A 20,119-nucleotide genomic window follows, 5' to 3' on the forward strand; every position below is an offset into this window, starting at 1 on the left:
CGTTCGGATTCGACTCGAGCTGCCTGATTTGATGTTCGTTGAAGATGATTTTACTCATGGATGCGTTCCCCCGTCTGAATGAATAGGTTCATTATATCGATTCGACCGCACACAAAAAACCCTGAATGAGCACTTTTTATCAAGTGTCTATCATTCAGGGTTCAGTTCACGCGCGAGGAATGGCGTTTTTTTGACTTAATGGATACCGCGCATATACTTTTTGATGACCGGGGCCAGCGCGAACAAGATCATGCTGAGCACGATCGCTACTCCGCCGATGATCCCGAAGTAGAGCATCTCGTTCTCTGGCGAGTAGAACCGGACGAGCTGGGCGTTGATCCCTTGTGCCGCCGCATTCGACAAGAACCAAAGCGACATCGTCTGGGCCGAGAAGGCGGCCGGGGCGAGTTTCGTCGTCGCCGACAGACCGACCGGAGACAGACTGAGCTCACCGAGGACGATGATGAAGTAACTGAGGACGAGCCAGAGCGGATTGACGAGCGTGTCCGGTCCACCGAAGTAGGCCGGCAGCAAGATCACGAGGAAGCTCAAACCGGCGAACAAGATCCCGAAAGCGAACTTCGTCGGGATGCTCGGCTCACGATCACCGAGCCGCACCCATAACCAGGCGAACACAGGGGCGAGCAGGATGATGAACAACGGATTCAGTGATTGGAACCAGGCCGGCGACAGCGTGAACCCTAAAAATTCAAGATCGGTCCGCTTATCGGCATAGCTTGCCAAAATCGTCGCGCCCTGTTCTTGAATCGCCCAGAACATGACCGAGGCGATGAAGAGCGGGATGTAGGCGATGATGCGTGACCGCTCGACTTCTGTCGTTTTCGGGCTCCGGTACATGACGATGAAGTAGATCGTCGGGATGGCGATTCCGAACACACCGACGAGTCCGATGAACGTGTTGATCGTGAACAAGCCTTGTGGGATCAGGATGGCCAGTAATCCTCCGATGAGGATGACGGCCAATGTCGTGTACTTGATCGCATTCTTCTTTTCAGACGCCGTCAACGGGTTCGGCACGTAAGACCCGGCGAGGCCGAGGTTGCCTTTTTTCGTGAGGACGAAGACGACGAGACCGATGAACATCCCGACCGCGGCGAGGGCGAAGCCCCAATGGAAGCCGTAGCTCTTTTGGACGCCGCCGACGATCAAAGGCGAGATGAAGGCCCCGAGGTTGATCCCCATGTAGAAGATACTGAACCCGGCGTCACGGCGACGGTCCGTCTCGTGGTACAGGTCACCGACGATACTCGACACGTTCGGCTTCAACAGTCCGGTCCCGATGACGATGAGACCCATCGAGATGAACAAGAACGTGAGGCTGCCCGGGATCGACAAGACGATATGACCGAGCATGATGAACACACCACCGAAAAATACGGCCCGGGACGTCCCGAAGACGCGGTCGGCGAGCCATCCCCCGATGACTCCTGACATGTAGACGAGCGCGCCGTACACGGACATGATCGACAAGGCGACGTTCTGGTCGAGCCCGAGACCGCCTTCCGATACCTCGTAATACATGTAGAAGACGAGGATGGCCCGCATCCCGTAGTACGAGAAACGTTCCCAAAATTCAGTGAAGAACAACGTGAACAAGCCTTTCGGCTGTCCGAAAAATCCTTTTTGTGGCACACTGTCCACAATTTTCTGTTTATCGATCCTTTCCATGAAAGATCCCTCCTTGACCGTATTATCATAAGAAGAATCATTATGTTTGTAAAGGAAAAATGAAAGTGAAGTTCAAATTTTAACAGGTTTGAAACGAAACTAAAATCCACCTAAACCAAGTTGTTTAGGTGGATTGATGAACTAAGCAGTCTTTTGTTTAGCTTCTTCCGCGCTGACGTATCTCCCGAGGCGCCAATAGATGAAACCCGACAGACAACTCGCCGCCCCGACGAGGATGAGGGCGATGTGCCCGGCACGCTGGTCGAGGAACAGGCTGGCCATGAGCGGCGCGGTCACACCGCCGATCAACCATTGGATGCTGGCGGCCCCGTTATAGGCACCGCGCATGTTCTCGGGGGCGATCATGGCGATGAACGTCTGTTGGACGGGCGACATGATCATCTCGCCGAGCGTATAGAACGCGTATACGGCGAGCAGGATACCGACGAGGACGAGGTACGGGGTGCCGAGCGTATAGAGGAGCCGCGGCACGACCGCGATCAACATCATCCCGATCCCGAAAATCGTCGCCCCGACCAGCATGACGTTGCCGAACGGTTTGCGCCCGAGTTTTGAGGCGATCGGGAATTGGAACAAGACGACCATGATGCCGTTCAAGGCGAGCAGATAGGCGAACGGGTTCTCGCGGTCGGTGAACGACGGCATCGACTCTTTCAAGAACAGCGGCAACATGCTCTCGATCAGCGAGAAGCCCATCGAGATGAAGACGCCGGCGAAGATGAAGACGAGAAAGACTTTGTCGTTGTAAAAGACGCGCAAGACGTCACGGTTCGACGGTTTGTCCTGCCCGGTCGTCTCTGGGAGCGACTCGCGGATGAAGCGTCCGAGAACGAGCGCGTACAAGGCGAAGACGAACGCTGCCGTGAAGAAGATGTACTGTCGGTCGATGAACAAGACGGCACTCCCGAGCAGGGGACCGAACGCCGCGCCGATATTATGTCCCATCCGTAAGAGACCGAACGCCTCGTTCATCTGTTCCGGCTCGGTCACGTCGGCGACCATCGCGCTCGCGGCCGGGTGGAACAACGAGTTCGTCAAGCCGAGCATGGCGTTCAAGAGCAGGAGCGGCCAAAACGTTTCCGCGAAAGCGAAACCGATGAGGGCGACCGCATCACCGAGGATGGCGGTCATCATGACCGGCTTTCGGCCATACAGGTCGGCGAGACGTCCGCCGACGACCGAGCCGATGAGCGCCATGATCGGTCCGGTCGCCAAGATGACACCGACTTGGACGTAGCTGTCGAGCTTGTCGCTGTAATAGAGGACGAGGAACGGGGCGATCATGAACATCATGACACCGGTGATCGTCTCGCCGAGGAAACGAATCCAAATGTTACGGTCGAGCCGTTTGAGTGATTGAATCATACGTTTCACCTGCTTCTACAAAATAAAAGGGACGAAGGATGCACGGAGGCATACTCGTCCCTACTTAACCTATGTACGCCTCGGAAGACAGGCGGGTGACTTCAGTTCATGAAACGGAAGACCCCGACCCGTCAGTATGAAATTGGATACGATGTGGCTGCGTCATGACTGACATGGCGGGTCCTCCTTTCTGAAAGTTTACTCTTCATTTCAACTGTATGACAGATTCTTGAAATGTGTCAACATATTTTGACTTGCGTCATAACAGTTCATTTAAATTCTTGCGGGTGAGCCGATAATCGATCAACCGGGACAAGACGACCTGAATCATCGCGGTCACGGGTACGCTGATAAACATCCCGACGAGGCCGAACAGGCTCCCCCCGATGATGATCGATGTGATGACCCAGAACGGGGTGATCCCGACGCTGTCGCCGAGAATTTTCGGGCCGAGCCAGAGTCCGTCGAACTGTTGCAGCAAGAAGATGAACAACAAGACGAGCAGGGCCGTGAACGGATCGTAGAAGTAGGTGATGATGAACGCCGGGATCATCCCTAAGAGCGGCCCGACGTATGGGATGAAGTTCAGCACCCCGATGATGACACCGAGCAAGAGCGCGTACGGCGCGCCGATGATCAAGAGCCCGATGACGGCCATCACGCCGATGATGAGACAGTCGAGCGACTTTCCGATGATGTAGCGTTTAAAGATATAGTCCATCTCTTGGAAGATGTCGATCGTCGTCTTCGCTGAGGCGACCGGGAACATCGCATACAGCAGACGTTTGAACATCCGGGCGAACACTTCCTTGTCTTTCAACAAGTAGATCGAGATGACGATCCCGATCAACAAGTTGATCAACGTCATCGTGAAGCTCGACACGTAACCGACCGAAGACACGACGGCCGTCTCGACCCATCCGGAATACCGCTCCTCGAACCGGTTCAAGTCGATGGCTTGGGCGATCGTCTCGTTGTATTCTCTCAAATACGTGTTGAGTTGACCGAGGAAGCTATCGATTTGGCGAATATAAAACGGGAGCTCCTCGATGAGAGACGCGACACTCGAATAGATGCGAGGGAACAGCGTCACCGCTGACACGACAAGGATCCCGATGAACGTGACGTAGACGATCAACAAGCCTTGGTAGCGCTTCAAGTGGAACCGTTCTTCTATGTAGGACAGGACGGTGTTGAGGAGCAGCGCGATGGCGATTCCCATGATGATCGGCGTCAACAGCTGAAACGCATATTGCAGGACCCGAGAGATCGTGTCCGGCTCACTGATGACTTTCCATAGGACGAGCAGAATCAGCCCGATCACGCTTAACTTCCATATCAATTGACGGTTTAGTTCCAATGGTCTATCCCCTCATGCTGTAAATTTTGCAGAATAACGTTCATCTTTTACTATGAACGTTTTTTTACTGGGATTCAATAGCGGTAAGGAATTTTTGAAATAAGGATTGACAAGGTTGGTAACGTTTGGTTTACTAAATGACATATTACAGAAATTATCAATTGCATATAAAAACACTTTCTATCAAGAGAAGCGGAGGGACTGGCCCGATGAAGCTTCAGCAACAGATTGTTTCAATACTGTGCTAATTCCAGCAAGGTGACCTTGAGAGATGGAAAGGTGGTTGTTTGAATACGTCCGTATCTCGACACCCCTTTCCTCGGAAAGGGGTGTTTTTGCATAGGAGGACTATTCATGACAGACAGACGCTCGAAGTTACTTAAAACGTTACCACCCCAGCATTTCGTCGGACTCGCCGCTGAAGTCGCCGCACTCGAGCGTTCAGGCCGCGACGTCATCCGGCTCGGCCAAGGGACGCCCGACTTGCCGACACCAGCCCCGATCTGCGAGGCGTTGCAGACGGCCCTGCTCGACCCGGCGACACACCAATACGGCCCGTTCCGGGGACAGACGCGCCTGAAGCAAGCGGTCGCGACGTTCTACCAGACCGAATACGGCGTCGCGCTCGATGCCGAGACCGAAGTGGCCATCTTGATCGGCAGCAAGTCGGGACTCATCACGCTCCCGCAATGTGTGCTCGAGCCAGGTGACGGCATGTTGCTCCCGAACCCGGGCTACCCGGACTACATCTCGGGGGCGCGTCTCGCCGGCGCGGTCGTCCACGACCTCGTCCTCCGGGAAGAGAACGGTTATCTTCCTGATTATGAGACGCTCGATCCGCAGGGAGCGCGACTCATGTATTTGAACTACCCGAGCAATCCGACCGGTGCCGTCGCGTCGCCCGCGTTCTTTGACGACACGGTCCGTTTCGCGAATAAGCATGACCTCATGGTCGTCCACGACTTCGCCTACGGCAGCATCGGTTTCGACGGTCACGTCCCGCCGAGCTTCCTGCAGACGCCGGGAGCGAAAGACATCGGCATCGAGGTGTATACGATGTCGAAGGCGTTCAACATGTCCGGCTGGCGGGTCGCTTTCGCCGTCGGCAACCGCGACATCATCGAGGCGATCAACACGTATCAGGACCACGTCCATGTGAGCGTGTTCTCGGCCATCCAAGAGGCGGCCATCGCCGCGCTCGAGTCACCGCGTTCGCTCCGGGACGACTTGTCACGGTTGTATGAGGCCCGCCGCGACCGGCTCGTCGACGGGTTACGTCAGGCCGGATGGGACATCACGGCCCCGAGCGGCTCGTTCTTCGTCTGGGCGAAAGTGCCGGACGGGGACGCCAAATCGTTCTCGCATAAGCTGCTCCACGAGGCAGGGGTCGCCGTGACGCCTGGCTATTTCTTCGGCTCAGAAGGCGAGCGGTACGTCCGGTTCGGGCTCGTCTCCGCCGAGCCGAAGATCGACGAGGCCGTCGAGCGGATCGAGAAACTGTTCGCGACGTATGAAGAGGTCCGGGCATGATCCGCCAAGCCGTGCTCGAGTACGACCATGCGGATGATGCGCTCGAGCGGCTCGATGAATTGATCGCTGGCCGTCGTGCTCACGTGCTGCGCGGGCAGAACGGTTTTGACGTCGTCAAGCGCGTCCTGCCAGCGATCACTGCCTATCCGACATCGCTGTTCCGTGGCGAATGCACGGACGCGGAGGTCGAACGGCTCCGTTTGAAGGATGTGGATGTCCTCCTTGCCGTCGGTGGGGGCAAGCTCGTCGACACGGCGAAACTCGTCGCTTACCGGCAAGGTGTCCCGCTGATCGTCATCCCGACGCTCGCCTCGAACTGTGCCGCCTTCACACCGCTCAGCGTCATCTATGACGAGCAGGGTGCCTATGACCGCTACGACGTGTTCCGCGTCGTCATCGAGCGGGTCATCGTCGACGCGAGGGTCGTGACGGACTCGCCGTACGACTACTTCCGAGCCGGCGTCATCGACACGGTCGCCAAGTTTTACGAGGCCCGCTATTTGAGCGGCGACAGTTCGCCTGATGCCGGCGTCAATACCGGTCTCGCCTTGGCCGAACAATGCGGCCGGCTCGTCGAACTCGACTTGAGTGAGTCCAGTTTCACCGCGTATGGGCCAGAGACCCGGTTCGCGGTCGATCACATCCTCGCCGTCGGCGGTGCCGTCGGTGGTTTCGGTGACGCCGGGACACGCGTCGCCGTCGCCCACGCCGTCCACAACGCGCTCAGCCGCTTCGAGTCGACCCATCCGTTCTTACATGGCGACAAGGTCGGCTTCGGCCTCCTTGTCCAAGAACGGTTGCGTGGCTCGTCTGACGCCCCGTATTTAGAGGCGTGGCTCGCCAGGATCGGCGCGCCGACGTCACTTGAGACGCTCGGACTCGTTCCGGCCGACATCCCGCAACTGGTCGACGCGGTCCGGGCCGAGACTGAATTGCAACGATCACCCGTCCCGCTCGATATTGACTATTTGAAAATAATTTTTGAAAATTCAGTATTTTCTGTTTACTAATAAAAGGATTAAAAGTAAGATGATAACAATTAAATAAGACCGATAGCTTATCAAGAGTGGTGGAGGGACTGGCCCTATGAAACCCGGCAACCAGATCGTAACGATCATGGTGCTAATTCCAACAGACGAAACGTCTGGGAGATGAGCGTGTCCGACTGTCTTTGACTTGTCGTGCCCGCCACTCTTTATGAGTAGCGGGCTTTTATTTTGGAGGAGGAATCATTCATGAACATCAAACAGAAAACAGTACTCGCAGGAACATCTCTACTCGCGGCCATCGCCTTGTCGGCGTGCGGCCAATCGGACGCGAGCGAAGCGCTCAGCACAGAATCCCTCACGATCGGCGTGACAGGCGGACCGCACCAGCAGATCGCCGAGAAAGTAAAAGAACTCGCAGCCGAGGATGGCCTCGAGCTCGACATCAAAGTGTTCAACGACTACAACACGCCGAACACGGCGCTCGACGAAGGCAGCCTTGACGTGAACAGTTACCAGACGCTGTCGTTCCTCGAGCTGCAGAAGTCGGACAAAGGCTATAAGATCGACGACGTGTTCAAGACGGTCGCTTTCCCGATGGGGCTCTATTCGGATAAGCTGACGGACATCAAGGAGTTGAAGGAAGGCGATAAAGTCGCCGTCCCGAACGACCCGGCGAACGAACTTCGAGCGCTGCGCCTGTATGAGACGGCCGGACTCATCACCTTGAAAGAAGGATTGACGGACAAGGCGACGAAACGTGACATCGCCGAGAACCCGCTCAACCTCGAATTCATCGAGCTCGAGGCGTCACAGCTCCCGACCCAGCTCCCGGAAGTCGCGCTCGCGGCCATCAACACGAACTTCGCGATGGGTGCCGGCCTATCGATCAATGAGGACGCCTTGTTCCATGAAGACACGGTCGACAACCCGTACCCGAACTACGTCGTCGTCCGTACCGACAACAAGGACGATGAAGTCGTCGAGACACTCAAATCTTACTACCACTCGGACGAGGTCCGGACGTTCATCGAAGAGACGTTCAACGGCTCGATCGTCCCAGCGTTTTAAGGAGGCACTATGATCGCACTCAAACAGATCTCAAAAACGTTCACGGTAAACAAAGGGACCGTCACTGCGCTCGACGACGTCTCGCTGACGATTGAAAAGGGCGAGATCTTCGGCATCATCGGTCGGAGCGGCGCCGGCAAGAGCACGCTCATCCGCATGATCAATCTGCTCGAACGGCCGACGTCAGGTCAAGTCGAGATCGAAGGGCAAGACATCACGACGCTCGACAAAAAAGGGTTATCGAAGCTCCGTCACCGCATCGGGATGATCTTCCAGCACTATAACCTGTTGAAGACGGCGACCGTCGAAGACAACGTCGCCATCCCGCTCCGCCTAGAAGGACTCGATAAACGCTCGATCAGCGAGCGGGTCGACAAGTATCTCGACATCGTCGGACTGACCGATCACCGTAAACATTACCCGGAGCAACTCTCGGGCGGCCAGAAACAGCGCGTCGCCATCGCCCGGGCGTTGGCGCACGAGCCGGACATCCTGCTCAGCGACGAGGCGACGAGCGCGCTCGACCCGGAGACGACCGAGTCAATCCTCGATCTGTTGCTCGAGATCAACCGCGAGCTCGGTCTGACGATCTTCTTGATCACCCATGAGATGGAAGTCATCGAGCGGATCTGTGACCGGGTCGCCGTCATCGACGCCGGCAAGATCGTCGAGGAAGGCGACGTCCTCGACGTCTTCTCAGACCCGCAACATCCGACGACGCGCCGCTTCTTGAAAGCGAACCTCGACGTGCCGAAAGAAGTCGTCGACGTGTTGAGCTCGCACGGGACGCTCGTCAACTTGTCGTTCATCGGTCACCAGACCGAACAGGCCGTCCTCGCCGAGCTGACGAAACGGTTCGGCCTGCTGCCGAACATCATCGGGGGCGGGATCAAAAAGCTGAAAGGCGGTCTCGTCGGCAACTTGCTCGTCCATCTCGACGGGGACCAGGCACAGACCGACCAAGCCGTCCGCTACCTTGAAGCGAGCGGCGTCAAAGTGAAGGAGGTGACGAACCATGCTACAGTTTTGGGAAAATTGGGGTGACTTGATTTGGACGGGCACGATCCAGACGCTGACGATGACCAGCGTCGCGCTCGTCATCTCGACACTGATCGGCTTGCCGCTCGGGACGCTCCTCGTCTTGACGCGGCCGAATGGCCGGCTCGCGAACCGTTACTTTTACGGGGCATTGTCGAGCGTGATCAACGTCGTCCGCTCGATCCCGTTCATCATTCTGCTATTCTTCATCTTGCCGTTCACCCGTTTCATCATGGGGACGACGATCGGCGTCCAAGGCGTGCTGTTGCCGCTCATCGTCTTCACGGCGCCATACATCGCCCGTTTGATGGAGTCGGCACTGCTCGAAGTCGATCGCGGCGTCGTCGAGGCGTACGAGGCGATGGGCATCTCGACGCGTAAGATCATCTGGTACGTATTGATCCGTGAGGCGCGGTCGTCAATCGTGCTCGGTCTGACGATCGCGACGATCGGTCTGATCGGTGCGACGGCGATGGCGGGTCTCGTCGGTGCGGGTGGACTCGGCGATATCGCCTATCAGTACGGGCATCTCCGGTTCGAGCCGGAAGTCATGTACGTGACGATCTTCGTCTTGATCCTGCTCGTGCAGTCGATCCAATCATTCGGCAACCGTTTGGCGGCCCGACTAAAGAAAGCCTGACAAAAGAGCGTCGCAAAATTTGCGGCGCTCTTACTGTTTGTCTAATAGTCGTTTCAAGTCGGCGATCCGGTTATGCCGCGGGATGAACGTCCGGATTTCTTTCTCGCTGAACCCGATCTGGATCCGGTTGTCATCGACGACGATCGGACTCTTCAAGATCTGTGGATGCGTCGCGACAAAACTGTACAGTTCGCGGAGCGACATCTCGTCGAGCTGGTCGGCCGCTTGTTTGTAGACACTTTTTTGGACAGACAAGAGATCGGTCGTCCCGTTTTCGGTGAGCCGGAGCATCTCCTTGAACTCGGTGAACGACATTCCTTGGTCGGTCAATTTCTTCTCGATGAACGGGATATTCTGTTCGCGTAACCAATCGAGCGTCTTGCGGGAAGAACTGCAGCTTGTATGCGTGAATACGGTGACCGTCACGACAACCACTTCTCCTTTGCGTAAGTATGGACTCTTTTATTTTCTCTCATTACTACGAGTCGAACGCGGAATATGTTTCAAATCACATATACTTTTTCAAAACGACGATACGATTTGTTTCAGACTAGTTCGGGTACATGACGAGAGAGACAACAAACAAGGAGGGGCTTATATGTTTGATTATACGGTGAAGACGGATCAGTCGGTCGAAGCAGTGGTCGAGAAGTTGAAAGCGACGCTCAAGGACGAAGCGTTCGGCGTGCTGTGGGATTTCGACTTGAGTGATACGCTCAAAGAGAAAGGGGAAGCCATCGACGGGGACTATCATATCCTCGAAGTGTGCAACCCGAAAGAGGCCAAGAAAGTCATCACGGCGCACCGGGAGGGTGGCTACTTCCTGCCCTGCAAGCTCGCCGTCTTCACAAAAGACGGGGCGACCCACGTCGGGATGCCGAAACCGACGAAACTGATCGAATTGATCGAGGACGAGTCGCTCCAGTCCATCGCACTGGATGTCGAGACGAGACTGACACGCGCCATCGATAACAGCATCTAATCGAAGCGTCGAACCCGTCCAAGTAAGTGGACGGGTTTTTTTATGTTCTTTAATAAGTAAGATAATGGTAAAATTGGGTCATCAAGAAGACGAGGGGCGGAAACGTTGAAACAATCTGTCAAATGGATGCTGTTGAGCGCGGTTTTACTTTCCGGATGCGGAAAAGACGAGACGAGCGCGTTGAAATTGGATTATATCGATCACCATTGGACCGTGAATAAATATTCGCTTGAGGCAGAGCCGGTCACCGATATCGATGAGACGTTAGCGGCGTGCACGGGTGACTTGACGACGTCGCTAGACGGGGAGTTAACGGTCTTCGACACGGTCGTGGCGAGCCGGCCCCCTTTGACGAACTCAGGGGAAGATTACATGTTCAAAAGTGTGACATACGTCAAAGGGGATAAATCTTATGCAATTTGCCGCGATATGGTCTCTCATCGTCTCCAAGCGGAAGTGATTCCGTCTTTCCCAGAAGAGATAAGCGCGTCGACAGGAACTTCGATCGGCCGTGCTCCTGCCGTGTTACAGACGAAAGCCTCGGACGGAGCGATGTTCCTTCAATCAGAGGTAAAGAGCGGATATGACCATGAACTTGAATTGTTTCCAGATTCGTTATTCAGCTTCTCACAGGCGCTGTATGGGGAGATGGAGATCGCTGTCGAAGGTTGGCCGACGCTGTTCCCGATCAATACGTTCGAACCGGCGACGTCGTCGATGGGTGACGTCCAAATGATGATGGCCTTCAGTCCAGAAGAGAAGCTTCCGTACGTGTTGATGGGGCATCAGAACGGTTCTTTCTCGTCTCAACCGATTGAAGTCACGTTTGACGCGACCGAGGCGGCCCCGAGATATGAATCATTAAAAATTGAACGGATTCCGCTCACCGAACAAGTACTTGAGTCCGGCAAGAGCTACCCGATCTTTACGTTCACGTACATGAAAGACGGAGCGCCGATCACCGACACGGTGACGATCACGTATCGGGAAGAGACGTTCATCACGGAAGAAGAACGTGATCTTCAGCAGGAGCATACCGACATGCAGTCTATGTGGCAATCTGATGAACCGTTCGTCTATTTACATAAGAAACCGTTCAGCCATGAACAGCCTCTTGCTTATCCGGATGTCCTCAAGGCGGCCGGGACCGACATGACCGACTTGATCGACACCATAGACGCGGCAGAATCGGTCAATCGCAGTGGGGATGCGGGCGAGTATCATCAGTTGACGATTCTCGATGGGCTGAAAGGCCAAGAGTTTGAAGTGACGTATAAACAGCGCTCAAAAAAGATAGACATCTTCTTGACGGATAAACTGACCGGCGAAACGTACAAACTGACGAGCGAAGGGGCGGAGACGTTCTTGTCCTACTTCCCCGACTTGAAGAAGACACCGAAGAATTGAGGTGAACTGATGAAAAAGTTCGGATTAGGAATCGGTCTATCGCTATTCGTTTTGGCCGCAGGGTGCGCCCGGGACCAAGAAGTAGTCCGATATGATGTTGTCGAGGCCCATTGGACGGCAGAGCACATCACACATGACCTTGAAGTGCAGGCAATCAAGGCCAAGGACATGTTGACCTATTGTGAACAAGGCGAGTTACTCAACGATATCGAGGAGGACCATCTATCCTTGCTTGGCGTGACGTTTGCAAGCCGAATGCCGTTCACTGAGCCCGATACTGAAACATACGCCTTCAATGAGGCATCGTTCGTCGAAGGTGATGCCGTTTACGCGCTGTGTAAGTCGGACCATGTCGAGGGATATCGGGCGGTCAAGCTGGAGGAAAGACCGGAGTTTTTGAAAGACGAGACCGCACGCGAGATCTCGTTGCTACCTAGCGTAGTAAGCGGGACAGAAGAAATTCGGGAAAGGTTATCACGGGAAGAAGCGATTCATTCTTACAGGCAAGACCTCACCATTCGACCGTTCATGAACAGTCTTTATACGATCTCGCCCGGTTTCAACGGGTCCATCGAGTTTGGAATCGGGGACGACGGGGTCTTCACACCGTATTTAGATTTTGCTCCTTACGTGGTCAGGGAGGACACTCATGTTGCGTTAGGATATGGCACGAAGACGAAGACGCCATACATGTTAATGTCGAGTGACGGGATTCACTATGGCCAGCATTCGTTGAACGATGGCGAATTACTGGTCGGAGTCGACAACTTAAATGTCCGGACGCTTCTTGAAGGCGGTACGCTCGAACCGCTCGAACCGTTTCCGTTATACGAATTAACCTACGAGTCAAACGGTCAAAAGATGACGAAGACGATCTCGATTCGATTCAAACCGAATCCATTCATCACGGAGCCGACCGATACCGATGCCGTCTCGATCGGTTATGTCCATAAATACCCGTACCATCCCAGTGTCCCGTTTTACTATCCGGACGCAGTCAGCATCGAGGGGCAAGGCTATGAACGATTGACCGAGGCGCTCGAGACGGGGACACCTTCGACCAAAAGTGGGGAAGCAGGCGAGTACATGTATTTGACGCTGCTGAAAGGAAATCGTGGTCAACAGTTCGAGTTGAGTTACCACAAACGTTCGCAGAAAGTTGATGTCTTCGTGAAAGATATGAACACGGACGAACAGTTCAAGTTGTCGAGTGAAGGTGCGAAAATATTCCATGAACTTTTTCCCAGTGCCGTGGAGTAAGCAGAACGTTTGGTTTGATGAGACTTCGGCTGCAGCGACGATTGGCGGTGTCGATGAATCCGCCAATCGCGCGCAACTGACCGAAGAATCGACAACTACGTAGAAGCAAATCTTTTTACAAGATTAGCACCGTCAGTTTCACGAAAAGGTCGAATGGGACTCCTGTAAACGAGGAGTTCTTTTTTTGCGATTCATTGTCTGATGACCTGTGATGAAGTTGGTAAATACTTCAAACTCAAGATATTGACTTACTGTTAAAAACGGCGCTAGTCAGGACTTTTATCACAAGTTACACTTGAATTCGATTGTACTAACAAAGGAAAAATGTCCTGAAATAACTCAAATTATAAAGGTGGGAATTATCGGAATGATTGAAACGAGAGATGTCAGCCTATCGTCACCAGACGTGCTTCGCGCCATCGAAGCGAACATGGCGATGATTCGATTTGACCGCCAGCGCCGTGTCGTCGATGTGAACGACGCCTTCGCCAAGGCGATGAAATACAAACGCGATGAGATGGTCGGGATGCAGCACCATCTGTTCTGTACGCCGAACTTCGTCAACAGTACGGACTATCAAGCGTTTTGGAACAAGTTGTTCGACGGGTTCAGCTCGGCCGACAAGATCGAACGCATCGACGCCCGGGGCGACTCGATTTGGCTCGAGGCGACGTATATGCCAATCTATGAGGGGGATGACGTCATCGGTGTCGTCAAGATCGCCTCGGACATCACCGAGCGGCAACAGACGATCGAACGATACGCCCGCACGTTCCGTGATATGGCCGAGAATCTTGATGACCGGGCCCGCCGTGGCATGGAGGAGAGCCTACATTTGAAGCGGACGATTGAGCGGCTCGAGTCGGACGCATCGGTAAACTTGAAGACGCTCGGCAACCTTCAAGACCAAGCGGCAGAGATCACGAAAATCGCCAGTACGATCAAAGAGATCGCGGCCCAGACGAACCTGTTGTCACTGAACGCCGCCATCGAGGCGGCACGGGCAGGTGAACACGGCCTCGGCTTCAACGTCGTCGCGACCGAGGTTCGTAACTTGTCTCGTCTCGTCGAGCGCGCCGTCATCGAGGTCCGGGCCAACACCGAGGGGATGAACAAAGAGCTCGCCTCGATTGTCGACGGCGTCTCACGATCGAACGAAGACATTCATGCGAGTGTCAACATCATGGAAGCGACGCTCGAACGCTTCGGGAAGATCGAGCAGTCGGCCCAGTCATTGAACGGGACGGCCGAACAGTTCACTTCGGCGATCTGACGAAAAAACCAATTGAAGGAACCGCCACCGTCGTCGGTGGCGAGTCCACTCAATTGGTTTTTTTGACGATGAGCGTATGACCGTGTTGTCTCAACCACGCCATCACCCCATCGACGTCCGGATAAACAGAGGATAAAGTCGACCAAAACGATTTGGAGTGGTCGAAATGGACGAGATGTGTCCATTCGTGGGCGATGACATAATCCATCACTTCGATCGGCGCGAGCATGAGCCGGACGTTGATCGAGATCGTTCCGCGCGAGCTGCACGAGCCCCAGCGCGTCTTTTGATGGCCGATGCGGACTTTCGCAGCGCTCACCCCGAGCAGACGTTCATAGTGGGGCGCCCGCTTGGTGACATAAGTGAGCGCCTCGTCGCGGAGCCACGCCTCGTATGCGGCCCCTATCCTGGACTCGTCCCACCGGTCCGGGCACCGGAAAGCTGTCCCGTCGTAGTCGAAGGCGTCAACGGCGTTCGTGCGCATGAGCGGCACGGTCTCACCTCGATAACGGAGCCGGTCGTTCGGCAACGACGGGGTTTTAGGTAATGCCGCGAGCCGGTCGTTTATCCAGTCCGCATGCTCGCTTAAGATCGTCTCGACGACCCGGTTCGACAACCGGGCCGGGATGCGGAGCTCGATCCCTTCGGCCGTTATGTAGAAAGCCGCTTTCTTTCGCCGTTTATGGCGGATGATACTTACGCTCATCATTGTCACCTCCAAACACTGTTCTCGGTCGATTATAGCCGACGTCTCGAAAATCCGCCACGCTTTTGACGACCAGTGGCTTCAATTTTTGTTACAGTAGGGACAGGAGGGATCACTATGAAATCAATCTTACATCAACCGCTTGACCGGGTCGGCACCGACTCGGTGAAATGGGACGGCCTCGAGCGCTGGTTCCATGTGAAGTCTGACGTACTGCCGCTCTGGGTGGCCGATATCGATATCCGCACGGCACCTTCGATCTCGGAAGCGCTCGCGGCGCGTGCGGCGACAGGAGAGTTCGGCTATACGATGTTCGCGAAAGAAGCCCAGGAAGCCGTCAGCTCTTGGTACGGGCGGAGACACGGACTCGACGTCACCCCCGAACATGTGCTGTTCTCGAGCGGGGTCGTGCCCGGACTGACCCACATCGTCGAGGCGTTGACGAAGGAAGGGGACGGGATCGTCATCCAATCACCGGTCTATCCACCATTCCATGAACTCGTGACCGGGTTGAAACGCGTTGTGCGTGACGCCCCGCTCAAACAAGTCGATGGCAAGTATGAGATGGATTTTGACGCCCTCGAACACGCAATGCGACAGGCGAAACTGTTTTTGCTCTGTTCACCGCATAATCCGGTCGGTCGCGTCTGGACAGAGTCCGAGCTCGCGCGCGTCGTCGAGTTGGCGAGAACGTACGACGTCATCATCGTCGCCGACGAGATCCATGCCGATCTGACGTATCCGTCGCAGCACCATACGGCGATCAACCGACTCGACGACCGGGTCATCACGGTGAGCGCCCCGTCGAAGGCGTTCAACATCGCCGGTTTGTTCGCGTCGTACATCATCTGTCCGGATGACGCCTGGCGCAAACGGATCATCCAAGTCCAAAACAAACACCACGTCCTACCGACACCGTTCGCCAATACGGCCATCATCGCCGCCTACACAGACGTCCGGGCGGAACGATGGCTCGACCAGCTGACGGCCGAGCTCGAGGAACAAGCCACCTATGTCGTCGAGCGCCTGAATGCCGAGTTACCCCGGCTGACGTGCTTCATGCCGGAGGCGAGTTACTTGTTATGGATCGATTTCGCCGCGCTCGGCCTTGAGCCCGAAGCTCGGAAGAAATGGCTCCACGAGGAGGTGCGGGTCTTCTTGTCACCGGGTGTTCCGTTCGGGGGGGCGGCGTCGACGTTCGAGCGTCTCAATTTCGGTACATCCCGGACGATCGTTGACGAGGCGCTCGGACGGATCAAGACCCATTCCGACGGAAAAGCGTTTGTATGAAACGAGAAACGGGAAAAATTTCAGAACGAGTCAGTCAAGATGACGTGGCGACAGAAAGCGAGTGAGGCAGATGGAGACGATCAATTGGAAGAAGAAGATGGAGGAGCAGCTGAGGCGTAGCGGGTTTACGCTAGAGGTTGAGAATATGGCCAACATCGGAATGACGGAGATCCACGCGTCCTCGTCGCCGTTGATCTCTTATCCGCTCCGTATCCGGCTGTATGTGCGCATGGGCTGGCTCATGTGTACCGTCGATGCGACGACGGTCGACCGGAGCGAGGACCACCCGTTGTTCGAGCGGATGATCGCAGCGGTGTTCGAACGGATCGTCCGGCACCTCTACCACGCCTACGACTTCCACGTCTTGACCTATATCGGGAACACCGGCAACTATATCGCCCCGAAAGACTCGGATACGGGGGAGATCGTCCGATTGCTCGCCCAAATCTGGAACGACCGCTCGTACCTGCATCTCGAGACGTATGAGGAGTTCCCGGCGCTATATGTGACACCGCCTTGGGCGCATCAGGCGTACGCCATCGAGAGCACGGACGACGAGTGGATCATCTACGCGGGGCGCAGCGGCCGTCAAGCGACCGACTACCGGGCCGATGGGGTCGAACTGCGCCCCCACCGTCTCGCCGAAGGGGACCTGTTCTTTCCGGTCGACCGGATCTCGAAACAGCACGGACCGTTGGCGCTCGCCGAATGGCTCCGGCTCGAGCGCAGGGAAGTCGAAGACTTCATGCTCGCGTTCATGCGAACGATCCGGAAGTTCGACCCGTCGTTCGGGTTCGCCTGGGGCGGGACGGACACGTTCTTCCACGGCGTACCGGTCGAACCGTACGCCCAAGTGCTTCGGCTCGAGAGCGGGAAGCGCCGTTACCGGGTCATGAACAACTCGGCGAAGCGGCTGTTCGCAGTCGCCGACGACCCGGTCGTTTGTCTGAAAGAAGTCGAGCAGACGTTGCGCACGGTCCGTTTGCCCGAGAACCGGGTCTCGGCCCTCGGACAGCTCGTCATGGGAGTGTGGCAGCAGTTCGAGTCCGATGAGTCGACCTATATTCAAGAAGTCGCTTATCGCGGCATATCCAAGTTTCAAATCGAAGAGAAGATCGGCCACGCGCTTGCGAACCAGCAACGGATCCGCTGGGTCGAGAAGGCAGACTCTCACCAGTCGATCATCGAGTACGCCCATCTTCGGATCTCGTTCCCGAAACGTCCTCCCGGTATCGTCACCGTCGAACCGATCGAATCCACTTATGAAAGAGGTGCTCTATGAGAATCGTCGATGCACGCGCCATGTCAATCAGCCACGAAGACTTGATCGCCGTCACCGAGTCGTCCGTGTACTACCGTGAGAAGACGGGGGAGACGAGCTTTTCCATCTTTCGGTACGATGAAGCGGATGGCACCATCACGCAAATCAATCGCCGCGTCTTCGAAGACTATGGCATATCAAAACTGTTCATCAGCGCCGACCGTGTCTACTTTTTGAACGAGACCCCGGACCGGACCGGGGTCGTGAGCACGGAACTGATCGCGTTCGACTATCGTACAGGTGATGAAGAAGTGCTGACGACGTTCGAGAAACGGGGCAACAGCACGTTATACTGGGTGCTCGCCGACCGTTACTTCCTCTTTTTGACGAGTTTCGAGGCGACGGACGAGGCGTGGCTGTTCGACGCCGAGACGTCCCGCGAAGAACGTATCCGTGACGAGCGGCTCGTCGGCCATGCCGGGCGCTTCCGTGAACTGTATTTGTTCACGACAGAGCTCGAAGGTGTGTCTTACATCGTATGTAACGCACGGTTGGACGAGTTTGATTACTATGACGCGCTCGAATCGGGACGCATCTCACCCGATGACCCGATCGACCATTCCGAAGCGATTCTCATCTGTCCGCTCGACGAGGCGGTCGAGGCCGTTTGGTCGAAAGCGGACGAGATCCCGTTCGATGATTTGATCCGGTTGCAAGGGGAGGGGGACACGGTCCAGTATCTCGGGGAGCGTGACAAAAAACTCCGGTTTGCGGCGTTCATCGACGCAGCCAATGAGGAGACGGTGTACGAACTGGCGGCACCGGACGTCCTGCACGAGCTCGCCGTCGTCGACTGGGGTGCCTATGAACCAATCGATTTCACGTATGACGACGTCAGTTCGACCATCTTCATCAAGGTCGAAGAATCGAGGGAGCATACGGAGTTGATCGATGCGACGACCGGGGCGAGATTTTTGGACACGGCACCGTTCGAACGGGTGCTCGACGCGAACTACTTCATCCACGAATCGGCCGATGGGCGCACCGGCGGGGTCAGCATCTTCAACTTGGAGGCGAACGAGCGACAGGCGTTCGAAGACGCTTATTATACGGTACTCGACGAGACGATCGTCATCTTGTCGACGAAACAACTATAAAAGCACGGCCCTCGATTCGTAGAGGGCCGTGCTTTTATAGTATGGTTTACATAACATATTATCGTAAACCAGATAGCGCTTGTTTTTTCTTCTCGTCACCGATATGGGCATAGACTTGCGTCGTCGCCACCGACTCGTGACCGAGCAGTTGTTGGATCGTCAAGACGTCGACCCCGCTCATCGCCAACCGGGAAGCGAACGTGTGGCGAAGTTTGTGGGGCGTGACCTGCTTGTGGGTCAAGAACGGGAGGTACGGTTTCAACCGGTCGATATGTCCTTTGAGCAGGTGTTGCACCGTCCTGACCGAGATGCGTCTTCCTTTCTCGGAACGGAACAGCGGCCCGGTCCCGTCTTGACGATGGTCAAGCAGCAACGGCTCGAGCGGGGAGGCGAGCGGGATGACCCGCTCTTTGTTCCCCTTCCCGATGACACGGATCGTCCCGGTCGCGAGGTCGATGTCGCTCCAGTCGAGCCCGACGAGTTCGGAGACGCGCATCCCGGTCAGTCCGAGCAGCTGGATGATCAGAAAATCACGGTCGCGGTTCCGTTCGTACCAGCTCGCCTCGCGGTCGGACATGCCGACGTTGCTGCGGACGAGCGTCGAGAAGTCGAGCCACTCGTGTTCCGTCAAATAGACCGGGTTCCGTTTGGCGCGCTTTGGACGCTCGACCGCTTGGAATGGATTGTGCGATGCGATCCCGGACTCGATCAAGAAGTTGAACAACGACTGCATCGTCGACAACTTTCGGTTGATGACGCTCGGGGCGTTGTCGAGCTCGAGCGCAAGATAGGACGCGTAGGCATCCGCGCCCGCATAATCGAGTTCGACGAACGAGGCGAGGTCGACCGTGGTTGGGTCGACCTCGGATGCGCTAGCGGCCTCGACCCACCGGAAGAAGTCGAAGAAATCGTATAAGTACCGTTGGGCGGTCTGTTCTGAATAGTGTTTCGCGGCCAAATGGTTCAAGAAACGTTGGATGAAGCCGGGCATGCGCTCGTATCCGTTCAGCTTGAAACGCTGCGTCGTGACACGTGCCGGCGCTTGCCCGAGCTGGCGGAATATACTCAAAAAATCTCTCCTTT

General features: G+C 55.7%; 18 protein-coding genes and 2 riboswitches. Of the genes, 12 read left to right on the forward strand and 6 right to left on the reverse strand.

Annotation, left to right across the window (positions count from 1 at the left end; all coding sequences use genetic code 11):
• Positions 1-195: 195 nt before the first annotated feature.
• The 3 genes from EVJ30_RS12110 to EVJ30_RS12120 form a co-directional block, all read right to left on the reverse strand.
• Complete coding sequence (locus EVJ30_RS12110) at positions 196-1,689, reverse strand: peptide MFS transporter (RefSeq protein ID WP_131458871.1); 1,494 nt, start codon at positions 1,687-1,689, stop codon at positions 196-198.
• Positions 1,690-1,830: 141 nt separating this feature from the next.
• Positions 1,831-3,075: an MDR family MFS transporter gene (locus EVJ30_RS12115; protein ID WP_131469291.1), complete on the reverse strand. Its 1,245-nt coding sequence runs from the start codon at positions 3,073-3,075 to the stop codon at positions 1,831-1,833.
• A 259-nt stretch (positions 3,076-3,334) separates the two neighbouring features.
• Positions 3,335-4,435, reverse strand: coding sequence for an AI-2E family transporter (locus EVJ30_RS12120; RefSeq protein WP_131458873.1), 1,101 nt, complete (start codon positions 4,433-4,435; stop codon positions 3,335-3,337).
• 177 nt (positions 4,436-4,612) lie between these two features.
• Positions 4,613-4,713: riboswitch (SAM riboswitch) on the forward strand.
• 76 nt (positions 4,714-4,789) lie between these two features.
• On the opposite strand from EVJ30_RS12120, the gene EVJ30_RS12125 reads away from it, so the two are divergent.
• The 5 genes from EVJ30_RS12125 (at position 4,790) to EVJ30_RS12145 (ending at position 9,700) form a co-directional block, all read left to right on the forward strand.
• Complete coding sequence (locus tag EVJ30_RS12125; RefSeq protein WP_131458874.1) at positions 4,790-5,965, forward strand: aminotransferase class I/II-fold pyridoxal phosphate-dependent enzyme; 1,176 nt, start codon at positions 4,790-4,792, stop codon at positions 5,963-5,965.
• Positions 5,962-6,975 carry an iron-containing alcohol dehydrogenase gene (locus EVJ30_RS12130; RefSeq protein WP_131458875.1) on the forward strand — a complete coding sequence of 338 codons (1,014 nt, stop codon included), beginning with the start codon at positions 5,962-5,964 and terminating at the stop codon, positions 6,973-6,975. The genes EVJ30_RS12125 and EVJ30_RS12130 overlap by 4 nt, the downstream gene beginning before the upstream one ends.
• 44 nt (positions 6,976-7,019) lie before the next feature.
• Positions 7,020-7,123: riboswitch (SAM riboswitch) on the forward strand.
• Positions 7,124-7,200: 77 nt separating this feature from the next.
• Entirely contained in the window at positions 7,201-8,022 is an 822-nt protein-coding gene (locus EVJ30_RS12135) for a MetQ/NlpA family ABC transporter substrate-binding protein (RefSeq protein ID WP_131458876.1), read from the forward strand.
• Between the two features lie 9 nt (positions 8,023-8,031).
• On the forward strand, positions 8,032-9,066 hold the full coding sequence (locus tag EVJ30_RS12140; protein WP_131463525.1) for a methionine ABC transporter ATP-binding protein: 1,035 nt from the start codon (positions 8,032-8,034) through the stop codon (positions 9,064-9,066).
• On the forward strand, positions 9,038-9,700 hold the full coding sequence (locus EVJ30_RS12145) for a methionine ABC transporter permease (protein ID WP_131469293.1): 663 nt from the start codon (positions 9,038-9,040) through the stop codon (positions 9,698-9,700). The genes EVJ30_RS12140 and EVJ30_RS12145 overlap by 29 nt, the downstream gene beginning before the upstream one ends.
• A 30-nt stretch (positions 9,701-9,730) precedes the next feature.
• Here EVJ30_RS12145 and EVJ30_RS12150 read toward each other — a convergent pair whose 3' ends face one another.
• Positions 9,731-10,126 carry a Spx/MgsR family RNA polymerase-binding regulatory protein gene (locus tag EVJ30_RS12150; protein ID WP_070327923.1) on the reverse strand — a complete coding sequence of 132 codons (396 nt, stop codon included), beginning with the start codon at positions 10,124-10,126 and terminating at the stop codon, positions 9,731-9,733.
• Between the two features lie 172 nt (positions 10,127-10,298).
• Here EVJ30_RS12150 and EVJ30_RS12155 point away from each other — a divergent pair, with 172 nt between their 5' ends.
• The 4 genes from EVJ30_RS12155 (at position 10,299) to EVJ30_RS12170 (ending at position 14,622) form a co-directional block, all read left to right on the forward strand.
• The gene (locus tag EVJ30_RS12155) at positions 10,299-10,682 is read left to right on the forward strand and encodes a DUF302 domain-containing protein (protein WP_131458878.1); all 384 of its coding nucleotides are present in this window, start codon (positions 10,299-10,301) and stop codon (positions 10,680-10,682) included.
• A 105-nt stretch (positions 10,683-10,787) separates the two neighbouring features.
• Positions 10,788-12,089 carry a hypothetical protein gene (locus tag EVJ30_RS12160; RefSeq protein WP_131458879.1) on the forward strand — a complete coding sequence of 434 codons (1,302 nt, stop codon included), beginning with the start codon at positions 10,788-10,790 and terminating at the stop codon, positions 12,087-12,089.
• A gap of 9 nt (positions 12,090-12,098) precedes the next feature.
• A complete protein-coding gene (locus EVJ30_RS12165; protein ID WP_131458880.1) occupies positions 12,099-13,349 on the forward strand; it encodes a hypothetical protein in 1,251 nt (416 codons plus the stop codon).
• A gap of 367 nt (positions 13,350-13,716) precedes the next feature.
• A complete protein-coding gene (locus EVJ30_RS12170; RefSeq protein ID WP_167615645.1) occupies positions 13,717-14,622 on the forward strand; it encodes a methyl-accepting chemotaxis protein in 906 nt (301 codons plus the stop codon).
• Between the two features lie 49 nt (positions 14,623-14,671).
• Here EVJ30_RS12170 and EVJ30_RS12175 read toward each other — a convergent pair whose 3' ends face one another.
• A complete protein-coding gene (locus tag EVJ30_RS12175; protein ID WP_131469295.1) occupies positions 14,672-15,328 on the reverse strand; it encodes a M48 family metallopeptidase in 657 nt (218 codons plus the stop codon).
• A 117-nt stretch (positions 15,329-15,445) separates the two neighbouring features.
• On the opposite strand from EVJ30_RS12175, the gene EVJ30_RS12180 reads away from it, so the two are divergent.
• From EVJ30_RS12180 to EVJ30_RS12190, 3 genes are all read left to right on the forward strand, one after another.
• Entirely contained in the window at positions 15,446-16,618 is a 1,173-nt protein-coding gene (locus EVJ30_RS12180; protein ID WP_131469297.1) for a MalY/PatB family protein, read from the forward strand.
• 70 nt (positions 16,619-16,688) lie between these two features.
• Positions 16,689-17,900, forward strand: coding sequence for a hypothetical protein (locus tag EVJ30_RS12185; protein ID WP_131464974.1), 1,212 nt, complete (start codon positions 16,689-16,691; stop codon positions 17,898-17,900).
• Positions 17,897-19,036 (forward strand): hypothetical protein, encoded by a 1,140-nt coding sequence (locus EVJ30_RS12190; RefSeq protein WP_131469299.1) that lies wholly within the window; start codon positions 17,897-17,899, stop codon positions 19,034-19,036. The genes EVJ30_RS12185 and EVJ30_RS12190 overlap by 4 nt, the downstream gene beginning before the upstream one ends.
• Positions 19,037-19,094: 58 nt before the next feature.
• Here EVJ30_RS12190 and EVJ30_RS12195 read toward each other — a convergent pair whose 3' ends face one another.
• Positions 19,095-20,105 carry a tyrosine-type recombinase/integrase gene (locus EVJ30_RS12195; RefSeq protein ID WP_070327241.1) on the reverse strand — a complete coding sequence of 337 codons (1,011 nt, stop codon included), beginning with the start codon at positions 20,103-20,105 and terminating at the stop codon, positions 19,095-19,097.
• Positions 20,106-20,119 lie beyond the last annotated feature (14 nt).

The sequence above is a fragment of the Exiguobacterium sp. SH5S13 genome (genome assembly GCF_004337085.1).
In the GTDB taxonomy this organism is placed as follows: Bacteria; Bacillota; Bacilli; order Exiguobacteriales; family Exiguobacteriaceae; genus Exiguobacterium; species Exiguobacterium aurantiacum_A.